This window comes from Salmonella sp. SA14318, assembly GCF_029866905.1.
Lineage (GTDB): Bacteria > Pseudomonadota > Gammaproteobacteria > Enterobacterales > Enterobacteriaceae > Salmonella > Salmonella enterica.
In genome coordinates this window covers 2,169,819-2,186,055 of record NZ_CP123282.1, presented here as the reverse complement: position 1 = coordinate 2,186,055, position 16,237 = coordinate 2,169,819, and the positions used below count along the sequence as shown (strand labels likewise).

Here is a 16,237-nt window from a genome sequence, read left to right as displayed (position 1 = left end):
TTCTGATAACGGGCGATGCCCTGCTACATGATTAATACAATTTACGTGCCAACTTTTCATGTCACTGATAGCAAAGGAATTATTTCGTTTTACCTCGCCAGCAAAAAAGGATAAAGTGGTGAAAAACACTAACAAGTGGCGATTTTCATCATGGCTGAATTTAAAGATAACCTGCTCGGCGAGGCAAACCGTTTTCTTGAAGTACTGGAACAAGTCTCCCGGCTCGCGCCGCTGGATAAGCCAGTGCTGATTATTGGCGAACGCGGGACGGGTAAAGAACTTATCGCCAATCGCCTGCACTATCTCTCTTCACGCTGGCAGGGGCCGCTTATCTCGCTTAACTGCGCAGCGCTTAACGAAAATCTGCTGGACTCCGAACTGTTTGGTCATGAAGCGGGTGCTTTTACCGGGGCGCAAAAACGCCATCCCGGTCGCTTTGAACGCGCCGATGGCGGCACGCTGTTTTTGGATGAACTGGCGACAGCGCCGGTGCTGGTACAGGAAAAGCTGCTGCGGGTGATTGAATATGGCGAGCTAGAGCGCGTCGGCGGCAGCCAGCCGTTACAGGTTAATGTGCGATTAGTATGCGCCACTAATGCCGATTTACCCGCCATGGTGAAGGAAGGGACATTTCGTGCCGATCTGCTCGACAGGCTGGCTTTTGATGTTGTACAACTGCCGCCGCTGCGCGAACGCCAGAGCGATATCATGCTGATGGCCGAGCATTTTGCTATTCAGATGTGTCGTGAACTACGTCTGCCCTTATTTCCCGGTTTTACCGATCGGGCAAAAGAAACGTTGTTGCATTACGCCTGGCCGGGTAATGTCCGCGAGCTGAAAAACGTAGTCGAACGTTCAGTGTATCGCCACGGCAGCAGTGAACATCCTTTGGATGAAATTGTTATCGATCCTTTTCAACGCCATCCCGCTGAACCGCCCGCGCCCGCCCTGCCAGCGGCATCCGTCACGCCTGACCTGCCGCTCAAATTACGTGAGTTTCAACTGCAACAGGAAAAAGCGCTGCTGCAACGTAGCTTACAGCAGGCGAAATTTAACCAGAAACGAGCCGCCGATTTGCTGGCGCTCACCTACCACCAGTTTCGCGCCTTGCTTAAAAAGCATCAGCTTTAGCTATTTCTCCGGCTAATTGACGACATTTACGCCAGTTATCCACCGACATTTTTACGTGGCGGGCCGAAGTGCGATACACTTTGCAAATTGAACTTCAAAAACTTAACTATTATGCGCCTGGTTTTATCGTCTCTGATCGTGATAGCGGGTCTACTGAGTAGTCAGGCTACGGCTGCGACTACGCCCGAACAAACTGCGAGTGCAGATATTCGCGATAGCGGCTTTGTGTATTGTGTCAGCGGGCAGGTCAACACCTTTAATCCGCAAAAAGCGAGTAGCGGCCTCATCGTCGATACCCTGGCCGCCCAGTTATATGACCGTCTGTTGGATGTCGATCCCTATACTTATCGTTTAGTCCCAGAGCTGGCAGAAAGCTGGGAAGTGCTGGATAACGGGGCAACGTACCGTTTTCACCTGCGCCGCGACGTTTCCTTTCAAAAAACCGCCTGGTTTACGCCGACCCGAAAACTCAATGCTGATGATGTCGTCTTTACCTTTCAGCGGATTTTTGATCGTCGGCATCCGTGGCATAACATCAACGGCAGTAGCTTCCCCTACTTTGATAGCCTACAGTTCGCCGACAATGTAAAAAGCGTGCGTAAGCTGGACAATAACACCGTTGAGTTTCGCCTGACGCAGCCAGACGCCTCCTTTTTATGGCATCTGGCTACACACTACGCTTCCGTCATGTCCGCTGAGTACGCCGCGCAGCTTAGCCGAAAAGATCGTCAGGAACTGCTAGACCGCCAACCGGTCGGCACCGGGCCTTTCCAGCTTTCGGAGTACCGTGCCGGGCAGTTTATTCGTCTCCAGCGCCACGATGGGTTTTGGCGCGGCAAACCGCTGATGCCGCAAGTGGTGGTAGATTTAGGCTCCGGCGGTACCGGGCGTTTATCGAAATTACTGACCGGTGAATGCGATGTTCTGGCCTGGCCCGCCGCCAGCCAGCTAACTATTTTACGCGACGATCCGCGTTTACGTCTGACGTTGCGCCCGGGGATGAATATCGCCTATCTGGCCTTTAACACCGATAAGCCGCCGTTGAATAATCCCGCAGTGCGCCATGCGCTGGCCTTATCGATCAACAACCAGCGTCTGATGCAGTCGATTTATTACGGCACGGCGGAAACCGCAGCCTCCATTTTACCGAGAGCCTCATGGGCTTACGATAACGATGCCAAAATTACGGAGTACAATCCGGAAAAATCGCGCGAACAGCTAAAAGCGCTGGGCATTGAGAATCTTACGCTGCATCTCTGGGTGCCGACCAGTTCTCAGGCCTGGAACCCAAGTCCGCTAAAAACGGCGGAGCTTATTCAGGCGGATATGGCGCAGGTTGGCGTAAAAGTGGTCATTGTGCCGGTTGAAGGTCGTTTTCAGGAGGCGCGCCTGATGGATATGAATCACGATCTGACCTTATCCGGCTGGGCCACGGACAGCAACGATCCGGATAGCTTTTTCAGACCACTGTTAAGCTGTGCGGCCATCAATTCGCAAACCAATTTCGCCCACTGGTGTAACCCTGAATTTGACAGCGTGCTGCGTAAAGCACTGTCGTCGCAGCAGTTGGCTTCGCGCATAGAAGCATATGAGGAAGCGCAGAATATCCTGGAGAAAGAGCTGCCGATACTGCCGCTGGCATCATCACTACGCCTGCAGGCTTACCGCTACGATATTAAAGGGCTGGTGTTAAGCCCGTTCGGCAATGCGTCTTTTGCCGGCGTCTCCCGCGAAAAACACGAAGAGGTGAAAAAACCATGATTATCTTCACCCTGCGTCGGTTATTGCTGTTGCTGGTGACGCTATTCTTCCTGACCTTTATCGGCTTTAGCCTGAGCTATTTTACGCCGCACGCGCCGCTACAAGGCGCATCATTATGGAATGCCTGGGTTTTCTGGTTCAACGGTCTGCTGCACTGGGACTTTGGCGTGTCCAGCATTAACGGCCAGCTGATCTCCGAACAGCTTAAAGAGGTGTTTCCCGCCACGATGGAGCTGTGCATTCTCGCCTTTGGTTTTGCGCTGATGGTCGGCATCCCGGTCGGGATGCTGGCTGGCGTGACGCGTAGCAAATGGCCGGATCGTTTTATCAGCGCGCTGGCGCTATTAGGTTTCTCAATTCCGGTTTTCTGGCTGGCCCTTCTGCTCACACTGTTCTTTTCGCTCACGCTGGGGTGGCTGCCGGTATCCGGGCGATTTGACCTGCTTTATGAAGTTAAACCGGTTACCGGTTTCGCCATCATTGACGCCTGGATTTCAGATTCGCCGTGGCGCGATGAAATGGTGATGAGCGCCATACGGCATATGGTTTTACCGGTGCTCACGCTCTCCGTCGCGCCGACCACAGAAGTGATCCGCCTGATGCGAATCAGCACTATTGAGGTCTACGATCAGAACTACGTTAAAGCGGCGGCCACGCGCGGCTTGTCGCGCTTTACGATTTTACGCCGTCACGTGTTGCATAATGCGCTGCCGCCGGTCATTCCCCGTCTTGGCCTGCAGTTTTCAACCATGTTAACGCTGGCGATGATTACCGAAATGGTTTTCAGCTGGCCAGGACTGGGACGATGGTTAATTCACGCCATTCGTCAGCAGGACTATGCCGCTATTTCCGCTGGCGTGATGGTCATTGGGTCGCTGGTTATTGTGGTCAATGTGATTTCCGATATTTTGGGTGCTATGGCTAACCCTCTGAAACATAAGGAATGGTATGCCTTACGATAGCGTATACAGCGAAAAGCGCCCGCCAGGCACCCTGCGCACTGCCTGGCGTAAATTTTATAGCGACGCGCCTGCGATGGTGGGTCTGTATGGATGCGCCGGTCTGGCGTTGTTGTGTATTTTTGGCGGCTGGATCGCGCCCTATGGTATCGATCAGCAATTTTTGGGCTATCAGCTACTGCCGCCCTCCTGGTCACGCTATGGCGAAGTCTCCTTTTTTCTGGGGACTGACGATCTGGGGCGCGATGTGCTGAGCCGCCTGTTAAGCGGCGCGGCGCCCACGGTCGGCGGCGCGTTTATCGTAACGCTGGCGGCTACGCTATGTGGATTAGTCCTCGGCGTAGTGGCAGGCGCGACGCACGGTTTACGCTCTGCCGTACTGAACCATATTCTGGACACGCTGCTTTCCATCCCTTCGCTCTTGCTGGCGATTATCGTCGTGGCATTTGCCGGCCCACATCTGTCACACGCGATGTTTGCCGTCTGGCTGGCCCTGTTGCCGCGAATGGTACGTTCCGTCTATAGCATGGTGCATGATGAACTGGAAAAAGAGTACGTCATTGCCGCCCGTCTGGATGGCGCGACAACGCTGAATATTCTGTGGTTCGCCATTTTACCGAATATTACCGCCGGTCTGGTCACCGAAATTACCCGGGCGCTGTCGATGGCGATTCTGGACATCGCCGCGCTGGGATTTTTAGATCTCGGCGCGCAGCTTCCCTCTCCTGAATGGGGGGCCATGTTGGGGGATGCGCTGGAGCTAATCTATGTCGCGCCGTGGACCGTTATGCTACCCGGCGCGGCGATAACGCTCAGTGTTTTACTGGTAAACCTGCTCGGAGATGGGATTCGTCGTGCGATTATTGCGGGGGTGGAATAATGCCGTTACTGGATATCCGCAATCTCACCATTGAATTTAAAACCAGCGAAGGTTGGGTAAAAGCGGTCGATCGCGTCAGTATGACATTAAGCGAAGGCGAAATTCGCGGCCTGGTAGGTGAATCGGGTTCCGGAAAGAGCTTGATTGCTAAAGCTATTTGCGGCGTCGCGAAAGACAACTGGCGAGTCACTGCCGACCGTATGCGTTTTGATGATATCGATCTGCTGCGCCTCTCCTCTCGTGAACGGCGTAAGCTGGTCGGGCATAATGTGTCGATGATCTTCCAGGAGCCGCAGTCGTGCCTTGATCCTTCCGAACGCGTCGGCCGCCAGCTAATGCAAAATATTCCCGCCTGGACCTATAAAGGCCGCTGGTGGCAGCGTTTAGGCTGGCGTAAACGGCGTGCAATTGAATTACTGCACCGGGTGGGAATTAAAGATCATAAAGACGCGATGCGCAGTTTTCCCTATGAACTGACCGATGGCGAGTGTCAGAAAGTCATGATCGCTATCGCGCTGGCGAATCAACCGCGACTCCTGATCGCTGATGAACCCACCAACTCAATGGAACCGACGACGCAGGCGCAAATTTTTCGCCTGTTGACCCGACTGAATCAAAACAGTAATACCACCATTCTGTTGATTAGCCACGACCTGCAAATGCTGAGTCAGTGGGCTGACAAAATCAACGTCTTATACTGCGGCCAGACGGTAGAAACCGCGCCAAGTAAAGATCTGGTGACGACGCCACATCATCCTTATACGCAGGCGCTTATCCGCGCGATTCCGGATTTTGGCAGCGCGATGCCGCATAAAAGCCGTCTGAATACGCTGCCGGGCGCGATCCCGCTACTGGAGCAGTTACCGATAGGTTGTCGTCTGGGGCCGCGCTGCCCTTACGCGCAACGAGAATGTATTATCACGCCACGCTTAACCGGCGCGAAAAATCATCTCTATGCCTGTCATTTTCCGCTGAATATGGAGAGAGAGTGATATGGTGGAAACTCTGCTTGAAGTGCGCAACCTGAGTAAAACCTTTCGCTACCGGACAGGATGGTTTCGCCGCCAGACCGTCGACGCCGTGAAACCATTAAGCTTTACGCTTCGTGAGCGTCAGACTCTGGCCATTATCGGCGAAAACGGTTCCGGCAAATCCACGCTGGCAAAGATGCTGGCCGGCATGATTGAACCCACCAGCGGCGAGCTTCTTATTGACGATCATCCCCTGCATTACGGCGACTATTCGTTTCGAAGCCAACGTATTCGAATGATTTTTCAGGACCCCTCAACGTCACTGAATCCACGTCAACGTATTTCGCAGATCCTTGACTTCCCCCTGCGCCTTAATACCGATCTGGAGCCGGAACAGCGGCGCAAACAGATTGTCGAGACGATGCGTATGGTGGGGCTATTGCCCGATCACGTGAGCTACTACCCGCATATGCTGGCGCCGGGGCAGAAACAGCGTCTGGGCCTGGCCCGCGCGCTGATTTTACGCCCTAAAGTCATTATCGCGGACGAAGCGCTGGCTTCGCTTGATATGTCCATGCGCTCGCAGCTCATCAATCTGATGCTTGAATTGCAGGAAAAGCAAGGCATCTCCTATATCTATGTCACGCAGCATATCGGCATGATGAAACATATTAGCGATCAGGTATTAGTGATGCATCAGGGGGAAGTGGTTGAACGCGGCAGCACCGCCGATGTGCTCGCCTCTCCGCTACATGAGCTTACCCGCCGTTTAATCGCAGGCCATTTTGGCGAGGCGCTGACCGCTGACGCATGGCGAAAGGATCGCTAAGCGACACAAATACCCTCAGTTCGATTCTCTGAGGGTGTTCATGCGACTGCCCAACAGCAATGTTTCAACCTCTTCTAACGCAACGGAAGGAAATAACGTGCCCTGGGTTGCCCAAATGCCTGCCGTTTTTAACGCCGGCAAATAGCGTGTGTTTTCCTGACCACCCACCACGATCTTGTCACAATAACGCCGGATATGTTTGACAAGCAGCGGAAACGTCATTTTTTCAATTTGTGAGACAAAAAAGCTGCGATCAAGTTTTACACCGCTAAAACACCCGCAAACTAATGGCGCAGCGGTTGCGTTCCCTACGCCCAGGTCGCCCAGCCATAATGGATTAGGTTGCTTATGAAGCGCGTGTATTAAAGGATCGACTAAGGCGTTATCTTGACATGAAAAATGTTCAGCGACCTGCAGCTCCACAAATAGCATGGCGTGTAGTAACGCGCGAATATCTTTGTCCTGAAGGACAAGCTGCGCCATACCCCGATCGATATTTACGATACAGAACAGGCCGTGGCGTAGAAACCAGCCATGTTTAGCCGCGATTGTCCGCAACAGATCAAGCAGAAAACGGCGCTTCTGCGAATTGTCCCATGACGAGATAACAAACTCAGGGTGTAGCGGACGAGCGGGCGACGATGCAAAATGGGTAGTGATTTCGACACCCAGTAAATCCCCCTCCATTGCCCTTATCGGCTCTGCCATAAAAAAATAGCGCATGTGACCACTCCACTTGATCTTAACTCCCTGATAATGCGCTTTTAACGCAAATCAATCAATAAAAACGATCAATATATAAAAAATGATCGAAAAAAACAATATATGTTAACTTCATGATAACTTGCTAATTTTATGTTTTGAGAATGTTCTTCTATTGCTATAAGGAAATTTACATACTACGCCGAACAACGCTAATATGACGGCATGAGACCATCCGTAAAGCCATGTTTTTCTTGTCAGGCAGAGGGGAAAAATCAAGGCGAGTTAATGGTGTTGCACCATCGCGTGGCATTTCACCCACTATGGCAGCGCGGCATCGCCAACCCTAATGGCGAGTTGCATCTCCGCTACAGGCTGTCCAGATCCCCCGAACGACCTTTAAACGAATAGCAACTCTCAATAATTGATCGGTAAATCTGTAGCGAATGAGCCCCCGGCGATTCGCAGAAAAGAACGGAACTAAATGCTATTTTTTTAATTCATTCTTTAATACCTTAGCCACAAGAGTCCCTTCCTCAGGCGCGGCTAGTTTAAAACGTCTTCCTGGCGCAGGTGTCTGTTCTTCCTCTCCGATTAACGCATCAAGATCCGCAATAAGTGACTTATAATATTCAATATCTTCAGTATTTTCTTCGGTCTCGGCCCGCTTTAATTTTATCAGGTGATGGGCCTTAATTTGCTCTTCCAGTTGCCTGGTTGCAAGAGAAACGCTTCGCTGTTGCCGGGATTCTTGTGACAACACGATTTGATCGCCATCCACAAAGAAAAGAACCCCTTCTTTAATCAGAATATTACCTAAGATATTTATATCATGCATATAAACCCCCCGGGATTTAAGAAGCGCCTCCGCCATTCGATAGTTATCTTCATCTTCAACATCTAACTCCCGACCTTGAATATATTTTGAAACTAAAACCGTAACGTCTTTACCATTAATATTCATGATGGCCGAACGAGAAAAATTCTTGTCGTCATTGGCCATATTCAAATACTTACTGACACGATCAGGATGACAATTACGATGCTCCGGAGAGTTAACATCCACTTTTATTCCCCGCTCATTAATTGGAATCTTAACAACAAATTCTTCATTTAACAGATAGACTGTCCCATAACTTCCGCTACCTATTTTATTTTTTTCAATATCACGCATGCGAATATTTTTCTGAAACTCCGGCGAATTAATAAACGCCTCTATTGCCGCTGGTTGTGATGTATCCGTCTGATCAATAGCGCCGCTCTCATCACCAGACGCCGTGGCGGGCGTGGTCAGGAAGTCTATCAAACGTTGCTCAAAAGCCTCATAGATCCCATTACTACCAGCTTCGCTCGGCGTCAGGTGATTATTACCCAAAGCGGCAAGCGTAATTTCCCCGGTATTATAATTAAACATCGTTTCTTTTAAAAAATCGACGCAACGCTCAGAACACTCCGTCTCGGTCACTAATACTCCATCGTAAAACAGTTTTAGTAGTAACGTATTTTCTTGATACGCTAATACCTCTACAGTGTATTTATCTATTGTTTCAGGTCTGGAGGCATCAATAAGTTTAATATATCCAAGAAGGGGGCGCCATCGTGTACAGTCTTCATCTCGCCTCGAAAATGGTCGTAGCGAGAAAGGCTTCGTAATATCTGGACGCTCGTTTTTTTGGCACAGTAGATTATATATCTCTCTATAATCAGAAATTAAACTTCGACTGGTAAATATATTCCTGAAAAAATCTATGAATTTCTCATACGTTGAAAAAACATGCTCTCTTTTATTATCGATGATATCTCTTAAATACTTTTCTGATATCTGACAACTATGATTTCCGATATGAAATGTAAACGGCATATGTCTCATCCTCTGAAAATTTATTATAATACACATGCAAACATATAAAAACCTGATTTGTAACTACTGTAATCACCTGATTTCCAAAATTTTTCATATTCAGTATTACTCTGCATCAATAAATAGAGAAAACCTACAGCGCCTAAAAAAGAAATTATTTTTGTTAAGCATTTGCTGGTTAAAATTACATGTCTATACCCAAAATAATTCGAGTTGCTTAAAGGCGGCAAGGGAGTGAGTCCCCGGGAGCATAGATAACTATGTGACTGGGGTGAGCGAGCGTAGCCAACACATAAGCAACTTGAAGTATGAAGGGTATATAACATCGCTAATAGGTGAGGTAAACCATTCGGATGAATATTCTGGCTTCCTACAGAACCTTTATTTGTCTGGTGGAAGGCGCATCGCTATCGTACTTGCTATCCGTCCCGGTGTCTCTGGTTGGATGAGGCGAACCTTACACCAGCTGGTATACTGCACCGTAGGGCCCTGTCCCATTAGACTCTTTGATTTGCCAGTTTGGCCCTGGGGAGTGCTCAAAATCCTCAGGGACTTCGTTACCGTGTGGTTTTAGAACGTCACCTGCCGGAGATAGCGGCGGAAAAATAGCGTGACACACGGGGCCAGGAGTGGGATATAATTTCAGACTAATTTCGAATAATGTTGAAAAGTTGCTGTTAACCATTGTTCGTAAAAGCAAAAAATAAGCAATGACTATAAGGATTAAAGCTATGGGTTTTCTTTCCGGTAAGCGCATTCTGGTCACTGGCGTGGCCAGTAAACTGTCCATCGCCTACGGTATCGCACAGGCGATGCACCGCGAAGGAGCTGAACTGGCGTTCACCTACCAGAACGACAAACTGAAAGGCCGCGTAGAAGAATTTGCTGCCCAGCTGGGTTCCAGCATCGTTTTACCGTGTGATGTCGCTGAAGATGCCAGCATTGACGCTATGTTTGCAGAGCTGGGTAACATTTGGCCGAAATTTGACGGTTTCGTACACTCGATTGGTTTCGCGCCTGGCGATCAGCTGGACGGCGATTATGTTAATGCGGTTACCCGCGAAGGCTTTAAAATCGCTCACGATATTAGCTCTTACAGCTTTGTTGCCATGGCGAAAGCCTGCCGCACCATGCTGAATCCGGGTTCTGCGCTGTTGACCTTGTCTTATCTGGGAGCGGAGCGCGCCATCCCGAACTACAATGTCATGGGTCTGGCGAAAGCCTCTCTGGAAGCCAACGTGCGTTATATGGCAAACGCTATGGGACCGGAAGGGGTTCGCGTCAACGCCATCTCTGCGGGCCCGATCCGCACGCTGGCGGCGTCCGGTATTAAAGACTTCCGTAAAATGCTGGCGCATTGTGAAGCCGTTACGCCAATTCGTCGCACCGTGACCATTGAAGATGTGGGTAACTCAGCGGCGTTTCTGTGTTCCGATCTCTCGGCAGGCATTTCTGGCGAAGTCGTCCATGTTGACGGCGGGTTCAGCATTGCGGCAATGAATGAACTGGAACTGAAGTAAGCGCATTAAGTTTATTAGCGGGCGGCACGGCTGTGCTGCCCCATTCCCCTCACTCACCACTCATCTCGTTATATAGCGTTCTGATATTTGTTATCACCTAACAATCTTTCATCCCTTTCCCGCATACGCCAGGATAATCCAGCATAAACGATCCGACGCCGAATCATTATCGATCGCCATTTCATCCTCGGGAAACCCTATGGAACAATGCCGAAAAGCGGGTAAAAGCCACTGGTATCATGAAACACAATCCACTATGTCGTCACAACCCCCGCTTTCGCTGATGCCGGAAGCCGCGTATGTTAACGATCGTTTTTTACTGGATTTAACGGTATCAGAAACCGCGTTGACGCCTTTTGAGTCATGGTTAAAGCCCGCTCGCCAGTTGGCGGATGTCTTATTTCCCCGCACGGTTCTCAACGACCGGCTTCATACGTTTAGCACCTATGAACGTATGAGCACCGCGCTGACCGCCGCTCAGGTATTTGGGGTTCAGCGTTTGTGCCGCTATTATGCCGCGCGTCTGGCGCCGCTACCTGGCCCTGACGCCTCAAGAGAGAGCAATCAACGGCTGGCGCAAATTACGCAATACGCTCGTCAGCTTGCCGGCTCCCCCTCCGTTATCAATACACGGGCCCGCGAACAGCTTGCAGAGGTGGGATTAACCGCCCGGGATACCGTACTCATCAATCAGATCATTGGGTTTATCGGTTTTCAGGCGCGGGTAGCGGCGATATTTCAGGCGTTTTGCCGTCTGCCCGTGCGCGAACTGCCCGGCCAGGAGATGCAGCGCTTTGCCAGGGCCGCGCGGTTTCAAAACCCCCAGACGATATGGCGGCCCGCCGCCAGTCTGGTAGAATATCCTCCCGCCCATACCAAAGTTCGGCGGCAATATTCGTCTTCACAATGCCAAATGATGGCGCCGGTACTCATCCGCGATCCGTCTTCATTCGCGTTACTCGAACGCATACTGACCAGCACATTACACACCGCGTCGCCCCCTTCTTTACTTCCACTTATCACGCTCCTCACATCACGTATCAACGGCAGCGCCGCCTGCTTTAACGAACAGGCAACCCAACCTGGCGCGTGGCGCCGCGCTGTTATCACGTTACGCCAGGAAGACGACGATATCGCTCGTTGGGAGCTTGAGCCTGCGCTGACACAGGCGATACAATGGCTCACCAGAGCGCCCGATCGCTTTAGCGCCGCGCATTTTTTCCCGCTACTCACCAGGGGAGTTTCATCGGAGCAGGCCATTAATATGTTAGGCTGGTGCGGCGTGTGCGGATGGTTAAATCGTTTAAAAATCGCGTTGGGCGAAACCTATTAACTCATCCATTACTGAAAGAGCGCTTGCTGCGCCAGGCAGAATCGCGTAAAACTGTCAGCCGCTCTTTTGGCTACGAAAATAGACGAATATGTTTCAGGACAACCCGCTGCTAGCGCAGCTTAAACAGCAACTGCATTCCCAGACGCCGCGCGCTGAAGGGGTCGTAAAAGCCACGGAAAAAGGCTTTGGCTTCCTTGAGGTTGACGCGCAAAAAAGCTATTTCATTCCTCCGCCGCAGATGAAAAAAGTGATGCATGGCGATCGTATCGTCGCGGTCATCCACACGGAAAAAGAACGTGAGTCTGCCGAGCCGGAAGAACTGATCGAACCGTTCCTGACGCGTTTTGTGGGAAAAGTTCAGGGTAAAAATGACCGCCTGTCCATCGTGCCGGATCATCCGTTGCTGAAAGACGCGATTCCCTGCCGCGCCGCGCGCGGCGTTCAGCATGAGTTCAAAGAAGGTGACTGGGCGGTTGCCGAAATGCGCCGCCATCCGCTTAAAGGCGACCGTTCGTTTTACGCCGATTTAACGCAGTACATCACCTTTGCCGACGATCACTTTGTTCCCTGGTGGGTTACGCTTGCTCGCCACAACCTGGAAAAAGAAGCGCCGAACGGCGTAGCGACGGAGATGCTGGACGAAGGGCTGGAGCGCCAGGATCTTACCGCGCTGAATTTCGTCACTATCGATAGCGCCAGCACTGAAGATATGGATGACGCGCTTTATGCTGAGGAATTAGCGGACGGCAGACTCCAGCTTACGGTGGCTATCGCCGATCCTACCGCCTGGATTGCCGAAGGCAGTAAGCTGGATAACGCCGCGAAAATTCGCGCCTTCACCAACTACCTGCCGGGCTTCAATATTCCTATGCTGCCGCGTGAGCTGTCTGACGATCTGTGCTCACTGCGCGCCAACGAAGTGCGTCCGGCGCTCGCCTGTCGCATGATAATCGCCGCGGACGGCACCATTGACGATGATATCGCCTTTTTTGCGGCCACCATCGAATCGAAGGCCAAGCTGGCGTACGACAATGTCTCCGACTGGCTGGAAAATAACGGCACCTGGCAGCCGGATAACGAAGGCATTGCCCAGCAGATTCGTCTGTTGCACCGTATTTGTCTAAACCGCAGTGAGTGGCGTCATCATCATGCGTTAGTCTTTAAAGACCGCCCGGATTACCGCTTTGTGCTTGGCGAAAAAGGCGAAGTACTGGATATTGTGGCGGAACCGCGCCGTATCGCTAACCGTATCGTAGAAGAATCGATGATCGCCGCTAACCTTTGCGCCGCGCGCGTACTGCGCGATAAGCTCGGTTTCGGTATTTACAACGTACATACGGGCTTCGATCCCGCAAATGCCGACGCGCTGGCCGCGCTGCTGAAAACGCATGGTCTGCATGTCGATGCCGAAGAGGTGCTGACGCTGGAAGGCTTCTGTAAACTGCGTCGCGAACTGGATGCGCAGCCCTCCGGTTTCCTTGACAGCCGCATTCGTCGCTTCCAGTCTTTTGCGGAAATCAGCACCGAGCCGGGACCGCATTTCGGTCTTGGTCTTGAGGCTTACGCCACCTGGACCTCTCCCATCCGTAAGTATGGCGATATGATTAACCATCGCCTGCTGAAAGCGGTCATCAAGGGGGAAGCTATTGCGCGTCCGCAGGAAGATATCACCCAGCAAATGGCGGAACGCCGTCGCCTGAACCGTATGGCGGAGCGCGATGTCGGCGACTGGTTATATGCACGCTTCCTTAACGATAAGGCGGGGACAAATACCCGTTTCGCGGCAGAAATTATTGACGTCAGCCGCGGTGGTATGCGTGTGCGACTGGTCGATAACGGCGCTATCGCCTTTATCCCTGCCCCGTTCCTGCACGCCGTTCGCGATGAACTGGTATGCAGCCAGGAAAACGGTACGGTACAGATTAAAGGTGAGACGGTTTATAAAGTGACGGATGTCATTGATGTCACTATTGCGGAAGTTCGCATGGAAACCCGCAGCATTATTGCCCGACCGGCAGCGTAACCACGCTTAGCTCGCTCAACGGCCTTTGCTGAGAAGGCAAAGGCCGTTTCTTTTCTTCTTCTCCCTTCCGTCATGCTCTAAGTTTAATCTTATTCAAGCGCCCCATTTCTTGTTATTTTTAGCTGGCGACTATGCTTTTTCCAGAATCTGGATTACATATGAATACATAGATAAAACAATACGTTCAGCCATAATTACCCTTATTTATAACATGGCTAACCTTTCTTTTCGGGCACCTGGCGCTTAAATGGGATGGTACGCATGATGAAACAAATTCAGGAACAAACGGCGCTAAATCCCCTTCACTCTCACTGGCGTCTGGCTGATGACCGCAACGTGCTGTATCTCTCCCCGACAGGTGAAACGGATACAGAAAAAACGGTCGAGCTATCGCCGGAACAAGCCGGGCGTATCCGGGAAATAACGGCGATTACGTCCAGTCTGCTGATAACGTTGTTGATAGAAAAACAGGTTACCGCTGTGCACCTGGTAGGCCGTAAGATTAATAACCGTGAATGGGCTGGCAGCCTGGCAACCTGGCCTGATACGCCTGCCGTCGCGCCAACGCAGGCGCAGGAGCTCTCTTTTGCCGAGCAAATCGTATCAGAAGCCAACTCAGTCATTGCGATACTGGATAGTCGGGGAAAAATCTGTCGATTTAATCGGTTATGCGAAGAGTACACGGGCTTAAAAGAGCGAGATGTAATTGGTCAAAGCGTCTTTAAATTATTTATGAGTCGCCGGGAGGCGGTTGCCTCCCGGCACTACATTGAGAATTTTTTTCGCAATGGCAATGCCTATGAAATCGAACGCTGGATAAAGACCCGTAAAGGCCAACGCCTGTTCTTATTTCGTAATAAATTCGTCCATAACGGTAGCGGAAAAAACGAAATTTTCCTGATCTGCGCAGGCACGGATATCACCGAAGAAAGGCGGGCTCAGGAGCGTTTACGCATACTGGCGAATACAGACACCGTCACCGGCCTGCCCAATCGCAATGCTATTCATGAATTTATTAATCATGCTATTGCCTCGGCTGGCGAGTCGCAAGTGGGTATCGTTTATCTCGATCTGGATAACTTCAAGAAAATTAATGACGCCTATGGGCATATGTTTGGCGATCAGCTCTTACAGGCCGTTTCGCTGGCGCTGTTGAGTTGTCTGGAGGAAGATCAATTGCTGGCCAGACTGGGGGGAGATGAATTCATTGTCCTCGCTGCCCATACGTCTCAGGCCGCGCTGGAAGCAGTAGCCTCACGAATCCTTACCCGTCTGCGGCAACCGTTTCGTATTGGACTCATTGAAGTTTACACGGGATGCGCCATTGGCATTTCGTTGGCCCCCCGGCACGGACAGGACAGCGAAAGTCTCATTCGCACTGCCGACACCGCAATGTATAACGCCAAAGAAGGCGGCCGCGGTCAGTTCTGCGTTTTTTCGCCGGAAATGAATCAGCGCGTATTTGACTATCACTGGCTGGATACAAACCTGCGAAAAGCGCTGGAAAACGACCAGTTACTTATTCACTATCAGCCCAAAATTACCTGGCGCGGTGAAGTACGTAGCCTGGAAGCGCTGGTACGCTGGCAATCGCCGGAACGCGGATTAATTCCGCCGCTGGAGTTCATCTCATACGCCGAAGAGTCAGGACTCATCGTCCCGCTGGGCCGCTGGGTGATTCTGGATGTGGTTCGCCAGATTGCGAGATGGCGCGATAAGGGGATTAACTTGCGCGTAGCCGTTAACTTTTCGGCGCGACAACTGGCCGACCAGACGCTTTTTACTGCGCTTAAACAGGCTTTGTACGATCTGAATTTTGAGTATTGCCCGATCGATGTCGAGCTAACGGAAAGCTGCCTGATCGAAAACGACACGCTGGCGCTATCGGTTATCCAGCAATTTAGTCAGCTCGGCGCTCAGATTCATCTGGATGATTTTGGCACCGGGTATTCTTCGCTTTCCCAACTCGCACGGTTCCCTATTGATGCCGTTAAACTGGATCAGGCTTTCGTCAGAGATATCCATAAGCAACCGCTGTCGCAATCTCTGGTTCGGGCGATTGTCGCGGTGGCTCAGGCGCTAAATTTACAAGTGATTGCCGAAGGCGTAGAAAATGCTAAAGAAGATGCCTTCCTGACAAAAAACGGTGTCAATGAACGACAGGGCTTTTTATTCGCCAAACCTATGCCCGCCGTTTCTTTTGAACGCTGGTACAAACGTTATCAGACGAAAAAAATGCGTTAATGGCGGCGATAATAGGGAGAACA

Annotated in this window: 12 protein-coding genes and 2 pseudogenes; 12 read left to right on the top strand and 2 right to left on the bottom strand. The window is 51.2% G+C overall.

The annotated features are described in order from the left end of the window. Nucleotides 1–150: 150 nt before the first annotated feature. The 6 genes from pspF to sapF all read left to right on the top strand — a co-directional run bounded on the left by pspF (nucleotide 151) and on the right by sapF (nucleotide 6,531). The gene (gene pspF, locus QEN32_RS10460) at nucleotides 151–1,131 is read left to right on the top strand and encodes a phage shock protein operon transcriptional activator (RefSeq protein ID WP_265322086.1); all 981 of its coding nucleotides are present in this window, start codon (nucleotides 151–153) and stop codon (nucleotides 1,129–1,131) included. 111 nt (nucleotides 1,132–1,242) lie between these two features. Continuing rightward, nucleotides 1,243–2,892, top strand: coding sequence for a peptide ABC transporter substrate-binding protein SapA (gene sapA, locus QEN32_RS10455; protein ID WP_001522791.1), 1,650 nt, complete (start codon nucleotides 1,243–1,245; stop codon nucleotides 2,890–2,892). Then, the gene (sapB, locus tag QEN32_RS10450) at nucleotides 2,889–3,854 is read left to right on the top strand and encodes a peptide ABC transporter permease SapB (protein WP_000583298.1); all 966 of its coding nucleotides are present in this window, start codon (nucleotides 2,889–2,891) and stop codon (nucleotides 3,852–3,854) included. Before sapA ends, sapB begins: the two co-directional genes overlap by 4 nt. Further along, nucleotides 3,841–4,731, top strand: a complete 891-nt coding sequence (gene sapC / locus QEN32_RS10445) for a peptide ABC transporter permease SapC (protein ID WP_001146150.1) — start codon at nucleotides 3,841–3,843, stop codon at nucleotides 4,729–4,731. The genes sapB and sapC overlap by 14 nt, the downstream gene beginning before the upstream one ends. Next, nucleotides 4,731–5,723: a peptide ABC transporter ATP-binding protein SapD gene (gene sapD / locus QEN32_RS10440; protein ID WP_001128869.1), complete on the top strand. Its 993-nt coding sequence runs from the start codon at nucleotides 4,731–4,733 to the stop codon at nucleotides 5,721–5,723. Before sapC ends, sapD begins: the two co-directional genes overlap by 1 nt. 1 nt (nucleotide 5,724) lies before the next feature. Continuing rightward, nucleotides 5,725–6,531: a peptide ABC transporter ATP-binding protein SapF gene (sapF, locus tag QEN32_RS10435; RefSeq protein WP_000230462.1), complete on the top strand. Its 807-nt coding sequence runs from the start codon at nucleotides 5,725–5,727 to the stop codon at nucleotides 6,529–6,531. Between the two features lie 15 nt (nucleotides 6,532–6,546). Here the strand turns inward: sapF and QEN32_RS10430 are convergent, their stop codons facing one another. Next, the gene (locus QEN32_RS10430; protein WP_001268407.1) at nucleotides 6,547–7,254 is read right to left on the bottom strand and encodes an EAL domain-containing protein; all 708 of its coding nucleotides are present in this window, start codon (nucleotides 7,252–7,254) and stop codon (nucleotides 6,547–6,549) included. 466 nt (nucleotides 7,255–7,720) lie between these two features. Continuing rightward, entirely contained in the window at nucleotides 7,721–9,094 is a 1,374-nt protein-coding gene (gene steC / locus QEN32_RS10425; protein WP_001116904.1) for an SPI-2 type III secretion system effector kinase SteC, read from the bottom strand. Between the two features lie 34 nt (nucleotides 9,095–9,128). On the opposite strand from steC, the gene QEN32_RS10420 reads away from it, so the two are divergent. The 6 genes and pseudogenes from QEN32_RS10420 (at nucleotide 9,129) to pdeR (ending at nucleotide 16,214) form a co-directional block, all read left to right on the top strand. Further along, entirely contained in the window at nucleotides 9,129–9,332 is a 204-nt protein-coding gene (locus QEN32_RS10420; RefSeq protein WP_006724801.1) for a hypothetical protein, read from the top strand. An 81-nt stretch (nucleotides 9,333–9,413) separates the two neighbouring features. Beyond that, nucleotides 9,414–9,708 (top strand): annotated as a pseudogene (locus QEN32_RS10415) (hypothetical protein). 117 nt (nucleotides 9,709–9,825) lie between these two features. Then, nucleotides 9,826–10,614, top strand: coding sequence for an enoyl-ACP reductase FabI (fabI, locus tag QEN32_RS10410; RefSeq protein ID WP_000506497.1), 789 nt, complete (start codon nucleotides 9,826–9,828; stop codon nucleotides 10,612–10,614). 199 nt (nucleotides 10,615–10,813) lie between these two features. Continuing rightward, nucleotides 10,814–11,791, top strand: a pseudogene (locus tag QEN32_RS10405) (CMD domain-containing protein); the annotation flags it as partial. 244 nt (nucleotides 11,792–12,035) lie between these two features. Then, entirely contained in the window at nucleotides 12,036–13,970 is a 1,935-nt protein-coding gene (locus tag QEN32_RS10400; RefSeq protein ID WP_000485040.1) for an exoribonuclease II, read from the top strand. A 261-nt stretch (nucleotides 13,971–14,231) separates the two neighbouring features. Further along, nucleotides 14,232–16,214 (top strand): cyclic di-GMP phosphodiesterase, encoded by a 1,983-nt coding sequence (gene pdeR, locus QEN32_RS10395; protein ID WP_023228721.1) that lies wholly within the window; start codon nucleotides 14,232–14,234, stop codon nucleotides 16,212–16,214. Nucleotides 16,215–16,237 lie beyond the last annotated feature (23 nt).